This window comes from Bacteroides luti, assembly GCF_900128905.1.
GTDB lineage: Bacteria > Bacteroidota > Bacteroidia > Bacteroidales > Bacteroidaceae > Bacteroides > Bacteroides luti.
The window spans coordinates 58,063-76,026 of sequence record NZ_FQTV01000017.1 but is presented as its reverse complement, the minus strand read 5'-3'; the positions used below and the strand labels follow the sequence as shown (position 1 = coordinate 76,026).

Sequence of the window (17,964 nt, the reverse complement as noted above, 5' to 3'; positions counted from 1 at the left end):
AAAACGAATAACTAACTTTGGAAGATTCAAAACCATCAAAAAATAAAAAGAGATGTAGCTTTTGTGGACGTCCCGAAAGCGAAGTCTCTTTTCTGATTACGGGAATGAATGGTTACATCTGCGATAGTTGTGCCACTCAGGCTTACGAAATCACTCAGGAAGCAATGGGAGCTGGTAAACAATCGGGTGCCGGAAAACCATTAAACCTTAAAGATTTACCTAAACCTATAGATATTAAGAGCTTTCTTGATCAATATGTAATCGGACAAGATGATGCTAAACGTTATCTTTCGGTTTCGGTTTATAATCACTACAAACGCTTGCTTCAGAAAGATAGCGGAGATGATGTGGAAATAGAAAAGTCTAACATCATAATGGTTGGAAGTACTGGTACAGGCAAAACTCTTTTAGCAAGAACTATTGCTAAATTGCTGCATGTACCTTTTACAATTGTCGATGCTACCGTATTGACAGAAGCCGGTTATGTTGGAGAAGATATTGAAAGCATTCTAACTCGCTTATTACAAGTTGCAGATTATAATGTGTCTGAAGCTGAAAGAGGTATCGTGTTTATTGATGAGATAGACAAAATAGCTCGCAAGGGAGATAATCCTTCTATTACACGCGACGTAAGTGGTGAAGGTGTTCAACAGGGATTACTGAAATTGCTTGAAGGTGCTGTTGTTAATGTTCCACCTCAGGGCGGACGTAAGCATCCAGATCAGAAAATGATTCCGGTAAATACCAAGAATATTCTTTTCATCTGCGGCGGTGCATTCGACGGAATTGAAAAGAAAATCGCTCAGCGCTTGAATACGCATGTAGTAGGATATAGTGCTTCGAAGGCTACAGCTGTGATCGATAAGAAAAATATGATGCAGTATATTGCTCCTCAGGACTTGAAGTCTTTTGGACTTATCCCTGAGATTATTGGTCGTCTGCCGGTGCTTACTTATTTGAATCCACTGGACAGAACCGCTTTGCGTGCAATTCTAACAGAGCCGAAAAATTCAATTATCAAACAATATGTTAAGCTCTTCGAAATGGACAATATTAAGTTGACTTTCGAGGAAGAAGTCTTTGACTATATTGTAGATAAAGCTGTTGAATATAAACTCGGAGCACGTGGGTTGCGTTCAATTGTGGAGACAATAATTACAGATGTTATGTTTGAAATTCCTTCGCAAGGTAAGACTGAATACAACGTAACACTCGAATACTCAAAGCATCAGCTCGAAAAAGCAAATATTGCTCGCTTGCAAACAGCTTAATATCAGAAGTAAAGCAAAAAGAGTAGTGCAAAGCATTATTTTTTTTGAAAAATATTCTGTGGAAAATACGTATTATTTAAGAAGTTGTTTATAACTTTGTTAGAGTTCATTTATATGAATTCGAGTCTTATACGATGAATGGCCAAAAAACAACTTAAAAACAATGGCAGAGAAGAATAATTTAACGGAACAACTAAAAGCGTACTTTGGATTTGATAAATTCAAAGGCAATCAAGAGGCGATTATTAGAAATGTATTGGCCGGCAATGATACGTTTGTACTTATGCCCACAGGTGGAGGTAAGTCGCTTTGTTATCAGTTGCCTTCTTTAGTAATGGAAGGAACGGCTGTCGTTATATCTCCTTTAATTGCCTTGATGAAAAACCAGGTAGATGCCAAGCGTAATTTTAGTGAAGAAGATGGGGTAGCTCATTTTATCAATTCTTCATTGAATAAAGCTGCTATCGACCAGGTGAAATCAGATATTCTTTCCGGGAAGACGAAGCTGCTTTATGTGGCTCCGGAATCTTTAACGAAAGAAGAAAACGTAGAGTTCCTTAAAAATGTTAAGATCTCCTTTTATGCTGTTGACGAAGCTCATTGTATTTCAGAGTGGGGGCACGACTTTCGTCCAGAATATAGACGGATTCGTCCTATCATAAATGAAATAGGAAAAGCTCCTCTTATAGCTTTAACAGCTACGGCAACTCCGAAGGTTCAGCATGATATTCAGAAAAATCTAGGGATGATTGATGCGCAAGTCTATAAGTCTTCATTTAATCGCCCTAATCTTTACTATGAGGTACGTCCTAAAACAAATAGTATAGATAAAGAAATTATTAAGTTTATTAAGGCAAATAACGGAAAATCGGGAATTATTTACTGTTTAAGCAGAAAGAAAGTTGAGGAGCTGGCAGAGATTTTGCAAGCAAATGGAATTAATGCGCGTGCATATCATGCCGGAATGGATTCGTCAACAAGAACCGAGAATCAAGATGATTTCTTAATGGAAAAAATCGACGTAATAGTTGCGACTATTGCGTTTGGTATGGGAATTGATAAACCTGATGTTCGTTTTGTAATTCATTACGATATTCCAAAAAGTCTGGAAGGCTACTATCAGGAAACTGGTCGTGCCGGACGTGACGGCGGAGAAGGTCAGTGTATTACATTCTATACCAATAAAGACTTGCAGAAACTGGAAAAATTTATGCAAGGCAAACCTGTGGCAGAACAGGAAATAGGCAAGCAGCTTCTGCTCGAAACCGCTGCGTACGCCGAATCTTCCGTATGCCGAAGAAAGTCTTTGTTACATTACTTTGGCGAAGAATTTACGGAAGATAATTGTGGTAATTGTGACAATTGTTTAAACCCTAAGAAACAAGTGGAAGCTCAGGATTCATTATGTGCCGTGATAGAAGCTATCTTGGCAGTAAAAGAAAACTTTAAAGCAGACTATATTATCGATGTGCTACAAGGAAGAGAAACTTCCGAAGTGCAAGCTCATCTGCACGAAGACTTGGAGGTCTTTGGGTCAGGAATGGGTGAAGAAGATAAAACATGGAATGCTGTTATTCGACAGGCTTTAATAGCTGGATATTTAAGTAAAGATGTCGAAAATTATGGACTATTAAAAGTAACGGATGCAGGACGCAAATTCCTGAAACATCCGAAATCATTTAAAATAACAGAGGATAATGACTTTGAAGAAGTAGAAGAAGAAACTCCTATGAGGGGAGGTGCTTCATGTGCGGTAGACCCGGCTCTTTATTCAATGCTGAAGGATTTGAGGAAGAAGCTTTCCAAGAAACTGGATGTTCCGCCTTATGTTATTTTCCAGGACCCATCGCTGGAGGCTATGGCAACAATTTATCCGGTTACATTGGATGAATTGCAGAATATACCAGGTGTGGGTGCAGGAAAAGCTAAACGTTACGGTCAGGAATTCTGTGTTTTGATCAAAAAGCATTGCGAAGAAAATGAGATTGATCGTCCGGAAGATCTTCGTGTACGCACGGTTGCAAATAAATCTAAGTTAAAAGTTTCTATCATTCAAAGTATTGACAGAAAAGTAGCGTTAGACGATATTGCTCTTTCCAAAGGAATTGAGTTTTCCGATTTGCTTGATGAAATTGAAGCAATTGTGTATTCCGGAACAAAACTGAATATTGACTACTTCCTTCATGAAATTATGGATGAAGATCATATGCAGGATATTTACGACTATTTTAAAGAATCAGTTACAGATAAAATTGATGAAGCTGTTGAAGAACTTGGAGGTGATTATTCCGAAGACGAAATCCGTCTGGTGAGAATTAAATTCATCTCTGAAATGGCAAACTAGCAGAAGGAATTTTCTTTTAAGGCGTAGGCTATACAAATTGTTATTAGATTATAATTTCTAATTAATCTGATTAAGTTTGTATATTCTGCGCCTTTTCTTTTTATAATTATTCAAAAAAAATGGGATAATACTCTTACTGAAAAAAGAATTCTTTGTATATTTGCACGCAATAATTTCTAAAAGTAAATCCTATGTCATTTATTGCAGATAAAATTGTCATGGATGGATTAACGTACGATGATGTACTTTTAATCCCTTCATATTCTGAGGTATTACCCCGTAACGTCGATCTCTCGACAAAGTTCTCACGAAACATTGAATTAAAAATTCCTTTTGTAACTGCAGCAATGGATACTGTAACCGAAGCAAAAATGGCTATTGCTATTGCTCGTGAAGGTGGTATCGGTGTTATTCACAAAAACATGTCAATCAAGGCTCAGGCTAAGCAAGTTGCCATTGTGAAACGTGCTGAGAATGGAATGATTTATGATCCTGTAACTATAAAGCAAGGCTCAACTGTACGTGATGCTTTGTCTTTAATGGCTGAATATAAAATCGGTGGTATTCCGGTGGTTGACGATGATAAAATGTTAGTAGGTATTGTTACGAACCGTGATTTGCGCTTTGAACGTGAAATGGATAAGCGCATTGACGAGGTTATGACAAAGGAAAACTTAATCACTACCAATCAATCAACCGACCTTGAAGCTGCTGCTCAGATTCTTCAGCAACATAAAATCGAAAAATTGCCAGTTGTTGACAAAGACGGTAAGTTAGTAGGTCTGGTTACATATAAAGATATTACTAAGGCTAAAGATAAACCAATGGCATGCAAGGATTCAAAAGGAAGACTTCGTGTAGCTGCAGGTGTAGGCGTAACAGCTGATACATTTGTTCGTATGCAGGCATTGGTTGAAGCCGGAGCTGACGCTATTGTTATTGATACAGCTCATGGTCACTCAAAGGGCGTAATTGATGTTTTGAAAGAAGCCAAAAAACGCTTTACCAGTATTGATATTGTTGTTGGTAATATTGCAACTGCCGATGCTGCTTTAGCACTTGTTGAAGCAGGCGCCGACGGTGTAAAAGTAGGTATTGGCCCAGGTTCAATTTGTACAACCCGTGTTGTTGCCGGTGTTGGTGTTCCTCAGCTATCTGCTGTTTATGATGTTGCAAAAGCATTAAAGAATACAGGAGTTCCTTTGATTGCCGATGGTGGTTTAAGATATTCCGGAGATGTTGTAAAAGCATTGGCTGCTGGAGGTTGTTCTGTAATGATCGGCTCATTAGTAGCTGGTGTTGAAGAAAGCCCGGGTGAAACAATTATCTTTAACGGTAGAAAATTCAAATCATATCGTGGTATGGGTTCTCTAGAAGCAATGGAAAATGGTTCAAAAGACCGTTATTTCCAGTCTGGAGAAACAGATGTGAAGAAACTTGTGCCAGAAGGTATTGCTGCTCGTGTACCATACAAAGGAACACTTTTCGAAGTAATTTATCAACTATGCGGCGGACTTCGTTCGGGTATGGGATATTGTGGTGCTGAAAATATTGACACACTTCACAATGCTAAATTTACTCGTGTAACAAGTGCTGGTGTACTGGAAAGTCATCCACATGATGTTACAATTACAAGTGAGGCGCCAAATTATAGCCGTCCTGAATAAGCAGATAATAATCAGCATAAAGATAAAGGGGAATAACTTCAAACAGAGGTAGTTCCCCTTCTTTATTTAATCAAAGCCTGTGCTATTGCTCTATCAGGAAAAGAATAATATCGTGGCTTGTTCCCATTCCTTTGTTTAAATGATACCTTTTTAACGTCAACCTTTTATTTTCTCACAGAAGATTTCTATTGTTTATTGATTGGTTATTTTCTCTACTGACGATAAAAACAAATGAATTTCATAATAGAATATGCAATTTTTGCGTATTTTCGCCGTTGAATTATTGATTGTTATGCCAATCTGATTTTTATATATATCTAATGAAACACCAATAATGAAAAAAGAGATTATTTTATTTGTAGGTTTAACTCTTAGTACTTGTGCTTTTTCTCAGCAAAAAGATCAAATTCTGATGAGGATAAACAACAAAGATATAACACGATCAGAATTCGAATACATTTATAACAAAAATAATTCAAACAATGAATTGGACAAAAAGTCTTTAGATGAGTATGTCGATTTATTTGTAAACTTCAAGTTGAAGGTTGCTGCTGCTGAGGGTGAAGGAGTAGATACAACAAGAGCTTTTCGTGATGAATTCCTTGGATATCGTCAGCAGTTGGCAAAATCTTATCTTACCGACGAATCGATTGATGAAGCAAATGCCCGAGTTATCTATGAGAGATTAAAAGAAAATGTAGAAGCTTCGCATATATTAATTCGTTGTAAACCCGATGCAACTCCCGAAGATACTCTTGCAGCCTACCGCAAAGCAGAGCGCGCCCGACAGCGAATCCTGAATGGTGAGGACTTTGAAAAAGTAGCTCGTGAGGTTTCAGAAGATCCGTCAGTAAAGCAGAACGGAGGAAATCTGGGGTATTTCACTGCATTGCAAATGGTTGCTCCTTTTGAAGATGCTGCTTATTCATTAAGAAATGGAGAGATCAGTAAACCAGTCCGAACAGAATTTGGCTATCATATTATTAAAACTACTAACCGCCGCCCTGATATGGGCAAAGTGCTGGTTGCACATATCTTTAAGTTCCTTCCGCAAAATGTAACGAAAGAGCAGGAAAAGAAGGTGATGGCACAGATAGATTCTATTTATGGCGCACTGCAGCAAGGAGCAAATTTTGAAGAACTTGCTAAAAAGTGCTCGGACGATAAATCTACTGCGCAACGTGGCGGTGAACTGCCCTGGATTGGTTTCCGCCAAACCGTGAAGGAGTTCGAGAATACCGTTTTTTCATTAGAGAAAAATGAAATATCAAAGCCATTCCGTTCACCAAGTGGTATGCACATTGTGAAACTGATAGACCGTAAGGATATCGAGCCGTTTGAAGAAAAGAAAGATGAAATTATTCGTCGTATGAACCGACAAGGTAGAGGCGGCAAAGGCGTTGAGGCTCTTGTTGAAAGACTGAAAACCGAATATCATTTCGTGTACGATGATAATGGAGTTAATGCTGTTAAGAACCTGATGAAAAATATACAGGCAGGAAAAGATTCACTCACTTCTGCCAATGCGATGAAGCTTTCGGGAGATCTTTTTGTCTTGAATGGTACAAACTACCCGGTGCAAGGTCTTGTAAATTGGGCAAAGAACCGACAAGGAAGTGCGGAAAAACTATTAAAAGAGTATACTCTTAATTCTATTTTGGATTATGAAGATAGTCGCCTAGAACAAAAATATCCCGATTTTGGTCATTTAATGCAAGAGTACCGGGATGGAATTCTGTTGTTCGATGTAAGCAATCGCCGGGTTTGGGATAAAGCTTCCAAAGATGAAAGTGGCCTGGCTACTTTCTTTGAAGAAAACAAAGCAAACTATAAGTGGACTTCTCCTCGTTTCAAAGGAGTGATTGTACACTGCAAAGATAAAAAAACAGCTAAGGCTGTAAAGAAGCTGACTAAAAAGAATCCGGAGGAAGATTGGGTTAACGTTATTCGTAAAACTCTTAATAATGATTCGGTTTCGGTAGTTAAGGTAGAAAAAGGCCTTTTTGCCAAGGGAGATAATAAATATGTTGATAAAGAAAAGTTTAAGGGAGATAATGTTGAACCGCTTAAAGACTATCCTGTGACAATTGTTATCGGTAAAATGTTGAAGAATGGCCCTGAAAGTTACAAAGATGTTCGCGGACCTGTAACTGCCGACTATCAAAATTACCTGGAAGCAGATTGGATTAAAGAATTAAAAGGAAAATATAAGGTTGAAATTAACCAACAGATTTTAAAAACAGTTAATAATCATTGAACGAATTGATTATTACACTATCTTCGCCTTAGATTGTATCTAATAAGTTTTTACGAGATTTTGGGCGTTGTTTTTCATTTGTTTTTTAAAATCAACCGGTCTTGAAATTTATTTGGCAACAAAACAAATACGTTAAACAAAGAGTACTAAACTCTGTTGCTCTCTTGTGTTACTATAAGCGAGTATTATATGAGTGCAGTAGAGAAAGGAATAAAATATTAAATGAAAAGAATGAAAAAGTTAGTGAACTTTAAAACGCTGGTATTACTCTTCGTCTTGTGCACTTCTCAAATTAAAGTGTATGCTCAAGACAATGTAATTGACGAAGTAGTATGGATTGTAGGTGATGAAGCCATTTTAAAATCGGATGTTGAAGAAGAACGTCTGAACGCACAGTATAATGGAGTCAAGTTTGAAGGTGATCCCTATTGTGTTATTCCGGAGCAAATAGCCATCCAGAAGCTTTATCTTCATCAGGCTGCTATCGATAGTGTTGAAGTTACCGACTCGGAAGTTATGCAACAAGTAGAGTGGCAGATTAACAATATCATTCGTCAGATCGGTTCTAAGGAGAAGATGGAGGAATACTTCAACAAGACCTACACCCAGATCAGAGAAACGATGCGTGAGAGTGCTCGCGAGAAACTGACAGTGGAAAGAATGCAGAAGAAGCTGGTGGGCGATATAAAGATTACTCCTGCTGAAGTAAGAAAGTACTTCAAAGAACTGCCTCAGGACAGTGTTCCGTTTATTCCAACGCAGGTTGAAGTTCAGATTATTACCCAGCAACCAAAGATTCCGATTGCCGAAATTGATGATGTAAAGAAACGACTGCGTGAATATTCAGATCGTGTTACTTCGGGAGATACGCCTTTCTCTTCTCTAGCCATTCTTTATTCCGAAGACCCGGGAAGTGCACGCCGAGGTGGTGAACTGGGATTCATGGGAAAAGGAGAATTGTTACCTGAATTTGCTGCCGTAGCGTTTAACCTGAGCGATCCTAAAAAAGTATCAAAGATTGTAGAAACAGAATATGGTTTCCATATTATTCAGCTGATAGAAAAACGTGGTGACCGTATTAATTGCCGTCATATTCTCTTGAAGCCAAGAGTGTCTGACAAAGATTTGCAAGCAGCAATGGGCCGTTTGGACTCAGTTGCAAATGATATCCGTAGCAATAAGTTCACCTTCGATCAGGCAGCTTCAGTTATTTCTCACGATAAGGAAACTCGTAATAACAATGGTCTTATGGCAAATTCAAGAACCAGTACTTCTAAATTTGAAATGGATCAGTTGCCACAAGAAGTTGCAAAAGCTGTTGATAAGCTTAATATCGGAGAAATTTCTAAAGCATTTACCATGGTAAATGATAAAGGAAAACAAGTTTGTGCAGTAGTTAAACTAAAATCAAGAATAGATGGTCATAAAGCAACCATTACAGATGACTATCAGAACCTGAAAGAACTTGTTCTTAGTAAAATCAGAGCGCAGAAACTTGATCAATGGATTAAAGATAAGCAGAAAAAGACATATGTTCGTATCAATGAAGGATGGAAAAAATGCGACTTTAAGTATCCGGGTTGGGTAAAGTAAATAAAATGAAGCACAATTAAATATGCTGAAGAATAATATAAGAAGATATTCAATAAGCAGGCACAGAATACTACTAATGGGTGTTCTGTGCCTGTTTGGTGTTTGTTTGATAGCTGGAAACAAACCTGCTAATAAAAATAAAAAGCAGAAAACTAAGAAAGATATGGTTTATATCCTTAACTCGGATGAAACCATGGGGAACCAATTACTAAGGCCGGACATTACTGTGCTGCAAGGAAATGTAAAGTTGAGGCATAAAGGTATGTATATGTACTGTGATAGTGCGTTCCTTAATGAAAAAACTAATTCCTTTGAGGCTTTTGGTAAGGTTCATATGGAGCAGGGAGATACCTTGTTCGTTTATGGTAATTATCTGAAATATGATGGTTTCAAAGAACTAGCCAATCTTCGCGAAAATGTTAAGCTGGTGAACCGCGGAACAACTTTGCTCACAGATAGTCTCGACTACGACCGTGTGCTCGACAAAGCTTATTATTTTGAAGGTGGAACCATGCTGGATAAGGAAAATGTACTTACTTCCGACTGGGGAGAATATAGTCCTTCAACAAAGAATGCAGTATTCAACTTTGATGTAAAGCTGGTGAATCCACGTTTTACGCTAAAGACAGATACTTTAAAGTATAATTCGGCTACTGGGATTGCTCATATTGTTGGTCCTTCAAAGATAGATAGTGATAAAAATCATATTGTATCCAAACGAGGATACTATAATACGCGTGCCGATCAGGCTCAATTGGTGGATCGCTCTGTGCTGACCAATGAAGATGGTAAAAGATTAATTGGCGACAGTATTTACTATGACCGCAAGAAGGGTTATGGTGAGGCTTTCAATAATGTGTTTATGTCCGACTCCGTAAATAAGAACTTCCTTAAAGGGGACTATTGTTTTTACGATGAGATAAAAGGAAATGCCGTTGCTACAAAGCGAGCGTTGGCAGTTGACTACTCGCAGGGAGATAGTTTATTTGTTCATGGAGATACGCTTAAGCTGAATACTTTCAATATTAAAACCGATTCAATGTACAGAGAGGTGAGAGCTTTCAATAAAGTGCGTATTTTCCGGAAAGATATTCAGGGAGTTTGCGATTCATTGTTCTTTACTTCAAAAGATTCCTGCCTTACAATGTACAAAGATCCTATTCTTTGGAATGAAAATAACCAGTTACTGGGTGAAGAGATAAGGATTTATATGAACGACAGCACAATAGACTGGGCACATATTGTAAACCAGGCATTGAGCGTAGAAAAGAAAGACTCCATTCATTATAATCAGGTAACCGGTAAAGATATCAAGGCTTACTTTCTGAACGGAGAGCTACATAAAGTAGATGTAATTGGAAATGTGCGACTGGTATATTATCCGGAAGAAAAAGATAGTACAATGATGGGGATGAATGTGTCGGAGACCAGTTTGCTAAATATTTATCTTAAAAAGAAGAAGATGGAGAAAATGGTAATGAGTCCTAAGTCCAACGGTACCCTTTACCCTATGTTAATGATTCCACAAGACAAAATGCGATTGACAAACTTCGGTTGGTTCGACTTTATCCGGCCACTCAATAAAGATGACATCTATGAATGGCGAGGCAAAAAAGCCGGGCAGGAATTGAAGAAGAAAGGAAGAAAATCAATACCTTTGCCTAACCATGGAATAGTAAAACAGTAAGTTCCATGTAATTATTTGAAAGATTGTTATGAGTGATATTATTCGTTTGTTGCCCGATTCAGTTGCCAACCAGATTGCTGCCGGCGAGGTAATTCAGCGCCCTGCTTCAGTCTTAAAGGAACTGGTCGAGAATTCTATTGATGCCGGTGCAAAGGAAGTACATATATTGATTACTGATGCAGGGAGAACCTGCATACAAGTGATAGATGACGGAAAAGGAATGTCAGAAACTGACGCCCGGATTTCCTTTGAACGACATGCTACTTCCAAGATTCGTGATGCAGCAGATTTGTTTGCCCTTACTACTATGGGCTTCAGGGGCGAAGCGCTAGCATCTATTGCCGCAGTGGCACAGGTGGACCTCAAAACACGCCTTGAAAATGAAGAATTGGGTACGATTATTTCCGTGGCCGGTTCAAAGGTTGAGCGCCAGGAAACCATATCCTGCCCCAAGGGAAGTAACTTCTCTGTGAAGAACCTTTTCTTTAATGTGCCTGCTCGTCGCAAATTTCTGAAATCGAACCAGACTGAGTTAAGTAACATATTGTCCGAATTTGAACGTATAGTTCTTGTTCACCCCGAAGTGGCATTTACGCTGCATAGCAATGATGTAGAATTGTTTCACCTTCCGGTTTCGTCTCTTCGCCAGCGCGTTATTAACGTATTTGGCAAAAAGCTGAATCAGCAGTTGCTTAATGTAGATGTTAATACTTCGCTGATAAAAGTAAACGGTTATGTAGGTAAGCCCGATTCGGCCCGCAAAAAAGGAGCACACCAATACTTCTTTGTTAATGGCAGATACATGCGTCATCCATACTTCCATAGGGCAGTTATGGAAGCGTATGAAAAACTGGTTCCGGTGGGAGAGCAGATTTCTTATTTCCTTTATTTCGATGTAGATCCTGCTGATATTGATGTGAACATTCACCCAACTAAGACAGAGATTAAGTTTGAGAACGAAGTGCCTATCTGGCAAATTCTGGCAGCTTCGGTAAAAGAATCTCTAGGAAAGTTTAATGAAGTGCCTTCTATCGACTTTGATACAGAAGGTATGCCCGATATACCGGCTTATAATGCAGCCGCACCTATTCAGCCGCCAAAGCTGAATTTCAACCCAAACTTTAATCCATTCCAGAAAACGGCTTCCAATTATTCCCGCCCTCAGGTGGAATGGGAGAATCTTTATGGAGGAGTTGAAAAAGCAGAGCGGAGATCGGAACCCGATTATGAGCCTGAGGTTATAGATTATCCTGCTTTTCAGGATGATGAAATAGAACCCGAACAGACTACCTTGTACGATCATGAGACGGTAGCCGAGAAAAGTTCTGTTCAGTTCCAGTTTAAAGGACGGTTTATTCTCACCTCCGTAAAATCCGGACTGATGATCATTGATCAGCACCGTGCGCATATCAGAGTCTTGTTCGACCAATATCTGCAGCAGATAAAGAATCACCAGGGAGTTTCTCAAGGGGTTCTTTTCCCTGAAATATTAGAGCTTCCGGCTTCGGAGGCGGTAGTATTGCAGGAAATCTCCGATGATCTTGCCGCTATAGGCTTCGACCTGAGCAATCTGGGAGGAGGAAGTTATGCCATTAACGGTGTTCCTTCGGGCATTGAAGGTTTGTCTCCTGTTCAGCTAATAAGGAATATGCTGCACACGGCAATGGAAAAAGGTTGCGATGTGAAAGAAGAGGTGCAAGAGACGTTGGCTCTTACTTTGGCCAAGGCTGCCGCCATTGTTTACGGTCAGGTTCTTGGAAATGATGAGATGACCAAACTGGTGGATTCTCTTTTTGCATGCGCCACTCCGAATTATACTCCCGACGGAAAAACTGTATTGTCTTTACTTAAAGAAGAGGATATAGAAAAACTCTTCAAGTAACGATTTTAAAATAAAGATCTATGGAATACGCTATTTGTTTTGTTCCCAATAATCCTCTTCGGGTAGATCATGATGAATGCTCGGAGATGCTGACTGAACTCCTTTTTGGAGAAGCTTGCACCGTGACAGAATCATGGGGCAACTGGAGTAAAATTATCAATAAAGCCGAAGGATATGTAGGTTGGGTAACTACAAAGATGCTTACCGAGGTTAGTAAAGAGTACTTTGATGCTTACGAACCGGCAGAGCAAAGAGTTTTAACCACGCTTTTCTCTCAGGCTGTGAGTGAAACTACCGGTGAAAAGATGTTGCTTACAGGTGGTAGTCTGCTTCCCGAATATAAGGAAGACGGAACATTCAGAGTAAAGAACGACCGTTTTCGCATTAATCCTGCCGATGCTCAACCGTTGACTGAATCATTACTGGATACAGCTCTTCGTTTCTTGAATACTCCTTATCTATGGGGCGGCAAGAATGCAATGGGAATGGATTGTTCCGGACTTACACAAGTGGTGATGCGTATGCATGGTCTCCATATTCTTCGTAATGCTAGTCACCAGGTTACACAAGGCGAACTGGTTTCTTTCCTTTCAGATGCCCAACCGGGCGACTTGGCTTTCTTTGATCATGCCGATGGAAAGATATCACACGTAGGGATGGTGGCAGAAAAGGGATATATTATTCATTGTTCCGGCTCGGTGCATATCGACAAACTCGACGACCAAGGAATCTTCAGCAAAGATCTGAATAAGTACACACACGATCTCCGGTTAATAAAAAGATATAAGTAACGGGATCTTTATAGATTTCCGGTCAGATATTTTTAGCGACCTGCGCAGCTCGCACAAATGAGTTGTGCAGGTCGTTTCTTTGAGTTGCGCAGCTTATTAAAACGACCTGCGCAGGTCGCCGGAAACATCCCGGCGGATATTGATAAAAACGATTATACTAACTTTAAATTATCACCCGAATGAGCATTTTATTTAAGGCGGCGCCCCTCAATGATGCCCGTAAGAAAGAAGAAACACAACTCTATTATGCTGTTCCTCAACGCAAGGAACTGATAACCATTGACCAACTGAGCACGATGATATCCGGCAGATGCACTGCCACATCGGGCGATGTGAAACTGGTACTCGAGGAGTTTGCCAATACATTGATTAATGAACTGAAAAACGGTAACTCAGTTAAGCTCGATAAGATAGGAACTTTTTCGCTGTCACTCACCTCAAACAAAGTAACCAACCCCGATAAGCTTCGTGTAACGGATGTAAAGGTAGGGAGGTTGTTGCTTCGTCCGGCACCATCATTCATGACAAAGATGAAGGATGCTACCTTTGAACGGAAAGGATAAAGTTGATTGTTAGGAGAAAGAAAAGTTTATAGCAGACGAAACAGCAGAAGCAGCATTTGGGATAAAATGAATTGCTAGTAGAAGGCGATAATGACTATCTGAGCCAACGTACAAACATAAAAATGCCCCGCTGTCTAAATCAAGATAGCGGGGCATTGATTATATAGTGTGATAATTAAATTTCTCGGAATCCGATGATTTCTCTAACTTCCTTCAATGTTTTAGCTGCACTTTCCTGTGCTCTCTCTGCACCTTGTTTAGCAACCTTAGCAAGATATTCAGTGTTTGCAGAATATTCCACAATCTTTTCACGGATAGGCTCAGTATAAGCCACGATATCTGCAGCAAGTTGTTTCTTCAAATCTCCGTAACGGATAGAACAATCATTGTACTTCTCGTTGAAATAATCGTAAGTATCTTTAGTAGACACAATATCAAGGAAAGTAAACAGGTTCTGAATAACCTCAGGCTTTTCACTGTTAGGCACTGTTGGTCCGGCATCAGTAACAGCCTTCATCACCTTTTTGCTGATAGTCTTGGCGTCATCCATCAGGTAAATGCAATTACCTTCAGATTTTCCCATCTTACCAGAACCATCCAGTCCTGGAACCTTGATAGCCTTTTCTGCCAAAGAAAAAGAAGCTGGTTCTGGGAATAAGTCAGTACCATATATAGTATTGAAACGACGGGCAAACTTACGCGCCATCTCCATATTTTGTTCCTGATCCTTGCCCACTGGTACTTTAATAGCCTTATGAATAAGAATATCCGCAGCCATAAGAGTTGGGTAAGTAAGAAGTCCGGCATTTACATTGTCCGGTTGTTTACGTGCCTTTTCCTTGAAAGAAGTAGTACGTTCCAGCTCGCCTAGGTAAGCATTCATGTTAAGGTACAGATAAAGCTCCAATACCTCCTTCACATCACTTTGTACATAAATAGTAGCTTTCTCAGGATCAATACCGCAAGCAAGATATTCAGCAAGAATAGTGCGTGCGCTCTGAACTATATCATTAGGTTTTGGGTGAGTAGTAAGGGAATGCCAGTCGGCGATAAAGAAATAACAATTATATTCATTCTGCATTTGCAGAAAACTCTTCACTGCTCCAAAGTAGTTGCCCAGATGCAGATTACCTGTTGGGCGAATTCCACTAACAACTGTTTCCATAATTTCTTTGTTTCTAAATAATTTGCCGCAAAGATACTAATTTATCACAAAACATGGCCATAGTTAAAACATTCTCTTTCTTCTTTTTAGAAATTAAAAATAAAAGGAAAATGTCTTTGTAAATGAAGTAAGATTGCAGTTTTTATGCTCTTTTTGCCAGGAAATGCTCCGAAAAGGTGAGGGTAGAGCCCAAAAATGATGGATTGGGTGAGGGATTATTTGCTATCCCTCACCTTTTAATTTGCTTTTAATCAGGACGTTTTGGGTGGTTGGTGATGGAGTGATGTTAAATTCTAAATTTACAAAATCTAATTGTATTGATTTTTTATATAACTTGCAGTCGTAAATTTATAGTGCTAGTTTTGAATAAACAGATAGAATGCAAATAATAATATCCCCAGCCAAAACAATAAATACTAAAAGCTCACAGAAAGCTCCGGCAAAATCAATACCTCAGTTTGCCGATGAAGCAAAAGAGATTGCACTCCACATGGCACAATATTCTGTGGAGGAATTGGAACGATTACTGAAGATTAGTCCGAAGCTGGCTCTGGAAACATTTAAGCGGTTTGAAACGTTTCATTCCGATGAGGCTCCTTCTCTGCAGGCTTTACTGGCTTATACCGGAATGGTGTTTAAACATATTGCTCCGGCGGATTTCTCGGACGAGGATTTTCTTTATGCTCATGAGCATTTGTGCATCGCTTCTCCGTTTTACGGATTGGTTCGTCCGCTCGATATGATAAAGGCTTACCGAATGGAGTATGATGTGAAGCTGCCCGAACTGGGAAATGTATCAATGGCCGATTTCTGGAAACCGATACTTACTCAACCTTTTATTGAGGACGTGATGAAGAGTGGGGGAGTGTTGGTAAATCTGGCAAGCATGGATATTCAGCCTTCGTTCGACTGGAAACGAGTGGAAAAGGAAGTGCAGGTAATTACTCCCGAATTTAAAATGTGGAAGAAAGGAAAGCTCGACACGGTGACCATTTATGCAAAGATGGCACGTGGAGAGATGACTCGGTTTATTCTTAAAAACCGAATAGAAGAACTTGAAGCCTTGAAAGCTTTTACATGGGAGGGGTTTAGGTTCGACCCTGAACGTTCTGAAGATAATAAACTTGTTTTTATATGCTGATAAAATAGCATTTTCAATTTCTTGTAATTTTAGATAATATGGCAACAGAAAAAGAAAAAATGAGGAGCGGTCAGCTTGCTAATGTTTCCGACCCGGAATTATTTGCCGACCTTTTAAGAGCGAAGGCTTTAATATCCAAAATGAATACGATGTATCTTGGCTCACCCGATTTGCAGGAAGTGCAGAAAGAACTGCTTCCAAATATTCATCCTACGGCAAAGATCTGTCCGCCTTTCTTTTGCGATTATGGTTATAATATAGAGTTGGGCGAGCATGCTTTTATTAATTTTAATTGTGTAATCCTCGATGGAGCTCCGGTTAAGATTGGACATCATACATTAATTGGTCCGGCAGTGCAGATATATACTCCGCAACATCCAATGAACTATCTGGAACGTCGTGAAATGGTTGAATCTGCTCATGCCGTGACTATCGGCAATGATTGCTGGATAGGTGGAGGAGCAATTATCTGTCCGGGAGTTACGATTGGTGATCGTTGCATAATAGGTGCCGGAAGTGTGGTTACGAAAAATGTTCCTGATGATTCCCTTGTAGTAGGAAATCCGGCTGTTGTGAAAAGAAAACTTGATTAGTAGTAAGGTATATAAAAAGAAAGAAGGAGCGTTTCACAACGTTCCTTCCTCAATAATGAAGCAATAATATTATTTTTTACTACTACTCATAACTCCTGTATCGGTATCTTCGTTATTTAATCGTTTTTGTGAAGACTGATACTTACGTCCGAAATTGAAGTTATATGATAACTTGAATGCAAATAGTCGCGAGCTCTCTTTAACATATTCCCAATTTTTGGAAGGAGCAAATTTATTGCGATTCTCACTACCTACTTTCCAATTGTCGGCAAATGGGTTAAGCATCATGCCTCCTATAGTTAGTTGTTTATGCTTGTACATAATTCCAATCATGTGCCAGTTTTCTCCAATATCAAGAGTCTCGCCAAAGAAATTGTTTCTGTGATTCTGAATACGGAAGAATGCCGACCAGTTTTTATAGTATCCATTTACTTCTGCTCTATAATACCAGTTTGAATATGTGTGAGCATAATTATTTCCTTTACTGTCGAAGTAACTTATCCCAGTCGTAATTTTAGCGATTAAATGATCTTTGAATGGATTTACTGATACTTCCATTTCAGTATTCAACTTCTGCCAATTCTTTTGGTTGTCCTTGGTACGGATGAATTTGTTGTTTTCAATAATGGTTTCCTCCATTATATGTTTGTTATAGTATCTGTGGCTAACCAATAAACTACCGCTGAATATTCCTTTAGTTATGTCGTAGTTCAATGAATTTACGTATGATATTACCGGTTTCAGAGAGCTGTTTCCTCTTCTTATCTGTAAGGAATCTATTGCTTGTTCTGTATTTCCCAGATCGGACAAAGAAGGAGAATTACTGTAAATATTGCCACGATAACGGATAAACGAGTTCTCGTTAAAGTTATATTTCAGACTTGCTGTGGGGCGGAAGTTGTAATTTTGATATCCTTCTCCTCCCTGGTTGAACCATGAACGTGAGCCTCCTATTCCTAAAGAGTAATTGAACTTATTAATCTTTCCCTGAAATTCTGTATACATGTAAG

General features: G+C 39.2%; 13 protein-coding genes. 11 read left to right on the top strand and 2 right to left on the bottom strand.

Annotated features, from left to right (window positions below; translation table 11 throughout):
- Positions 1-17 precede the first annotated feature (17 nt).
- From clpX to BUC21_RS13925, 9 genes are all read left to right on the top strand, one after another.
- On the top strand, positions 18-1,271 hold the full coding sequence (gene clpX, locus BUC21_RS13965; RefSeq protein ID WP_073403488.1) for an ATP-dependent Clp protease ATP-binding subunit ClpX: 1,254 nt from the start codon (positions 18-20) through the stop codon (positions 1,269-1,271).
- 163 nt (positions 1,272-1,434) lie between these two features.
- Positions 1,435-3,615, top strand: coding sequence for a DNA helicase RecQ (recQ, locus tag BUC21_RS13960; RefSeq protein ID WP_073403486.1), 2,181 nt, complete (start codon positions 1,435-1,437; stop codon positions 3,613-3,615).
- A gap of 191 nt (positions 3,616-3,806) precedes the next feature.
- The gene (gene guaB / locus BUC21_RS13955; protein ID WP_073403483.1) at positions 3,807-5,282 is read left to right on the top strand and encodes an IMP dehydrogenase; all 1,476 of its coding nucleotides are present in this window, start codon (positions 3,807-3,809) and stop codon (positions 5,280-5,282) included.
- 334 nt (positions 5,283-5,616) lie between these two features.
- Positions 5,617-7,539: a peptidylprolyl isomerase gene (locus BUC21_RS13950; RefSeq protein ID WP_073403481.1), complete on the top strand. Its 1,923-nt coding sequence runs from the start codon at positions 5,617-5,619 to the stop codon at positions 7,537-7,539.
- 231 nt (positions 7,540-7,770) lie between these two features.
- On the top strand, positions 7,771-9,132 hold the full coding sequence (locus BUC21_RS13945; protein ID WP_073403540.1) for a peptidylprolyl isomerase: 1,362 nt from the start codon (positions 7,771-7,773) through the stop codon (positions 9,130-9,132).
- A 22-nt stretch (positions 9,133-9,154) separates the two neighbouring features.
- Positions 9,155-10,819, top strand: a complete 1,665-nt coding sequence (locus BUC21_RS13940; RefSeq protein WP_073403479.1) for an OstA-like protein — start codon at positions 9,155-9,157, stop codon at positions 10,817-10,819.
- A gap of 28 nt (positions 10,820-10,847) precedes the next feature.
- On the top strand, positions 10,848-12,701 hold the full coding sequence (gene mutL, locus BUC21_RS13935; RefSeq protein WP_073403477.1) for a DNA mismatch repair endonuclease MutL: 1,854 nt from the start codon (positions 10,848-10,850) through the stop codon (positions 12,699-12,701).
- Between the two features lie 20 nt (positions 12,702-12,721).
- On the top strand, positions 12,722-13,492 hold the full coding sequence (locus BUC21_RS13930; protein ID WP_073403475.1) for a C40 family peptidase: 771 nt from the start codon (positions 12,722-12,724) through the stop codon (positions 13,490-13,492).
- Positions 13,493-13,671: 179 nt separating this feature from the next.
- A complete protein-coding gene (locus tag BUC21_RS13925) occupies positions 13,672-14,055 on the top strand; it encodes an HU family DNA-binding protein (protein ID WP_073403473.1) in 384 nt (127 codons plus the stop codon).
- A gap of 175 nt (positions 14,056-14,230) precedes the next feature.
- Here the strand turns inward: BUC21_RS13925 and trpS are convergent, their stop codons facing one another.
- Positions 14,231-15,220 (bottom strand): tryptophan--tRNA ligase, encoded by a 990-nt coding sequence (gene trpS / locus BUC21_RS13920; protein WP_073403471.1) that lies wholly within the window; start codon positions 15,218-15,220, stop codon positions 14,231-14,233.
- Positions 15,221-15,599: 379 nt separating this feature from the next.
- Between trpS and yaaA the strand changes: the two genes are divergently transcribed.
- Complete coding sequence (gene yaaA / locus BUC21_RS13915) at positions 15,600-16,361, top strand: peroxide stress protein YaaA (RefSeq protein WP_073403469.1); 762 nt, start codon at positions 15,600-15,602, stop codon at positions 16,359-16,361.
- Positions 16,362-16,399: 38 nt separating this feature from the next.
- Positions 16,400-16,954: a sugar O-acetyltransferase gene (locus BUC21_RS13910; RefSeq protein WP_073403468.1), complete on the top strand. Its 555-nt coding sequence runs from the start codon at positions 16,400-16,402 to the stop codon at positions 16,952-16,954.
- A gap of 69 nt (positions 16,955-17,023) precedes the next feature.
- On the opposite strand, the gene BUC21_RS16645 is transcribed toward BUC21_RS13910, so the two are convergent.
- Positions 17,024-17,959, bottom strand: a complete 936-nt coding sequence (locus BUC21_RS16645; RefSeq protein ID WP_245797125.1) for an outer membrane beta-barrel protein — start codon at positions 17,957-17,959, stop codon at positions 17,024-17,026.
- Between the last annotated feature and the right edge of the window lie 5 nt (positions 17,960-17,964).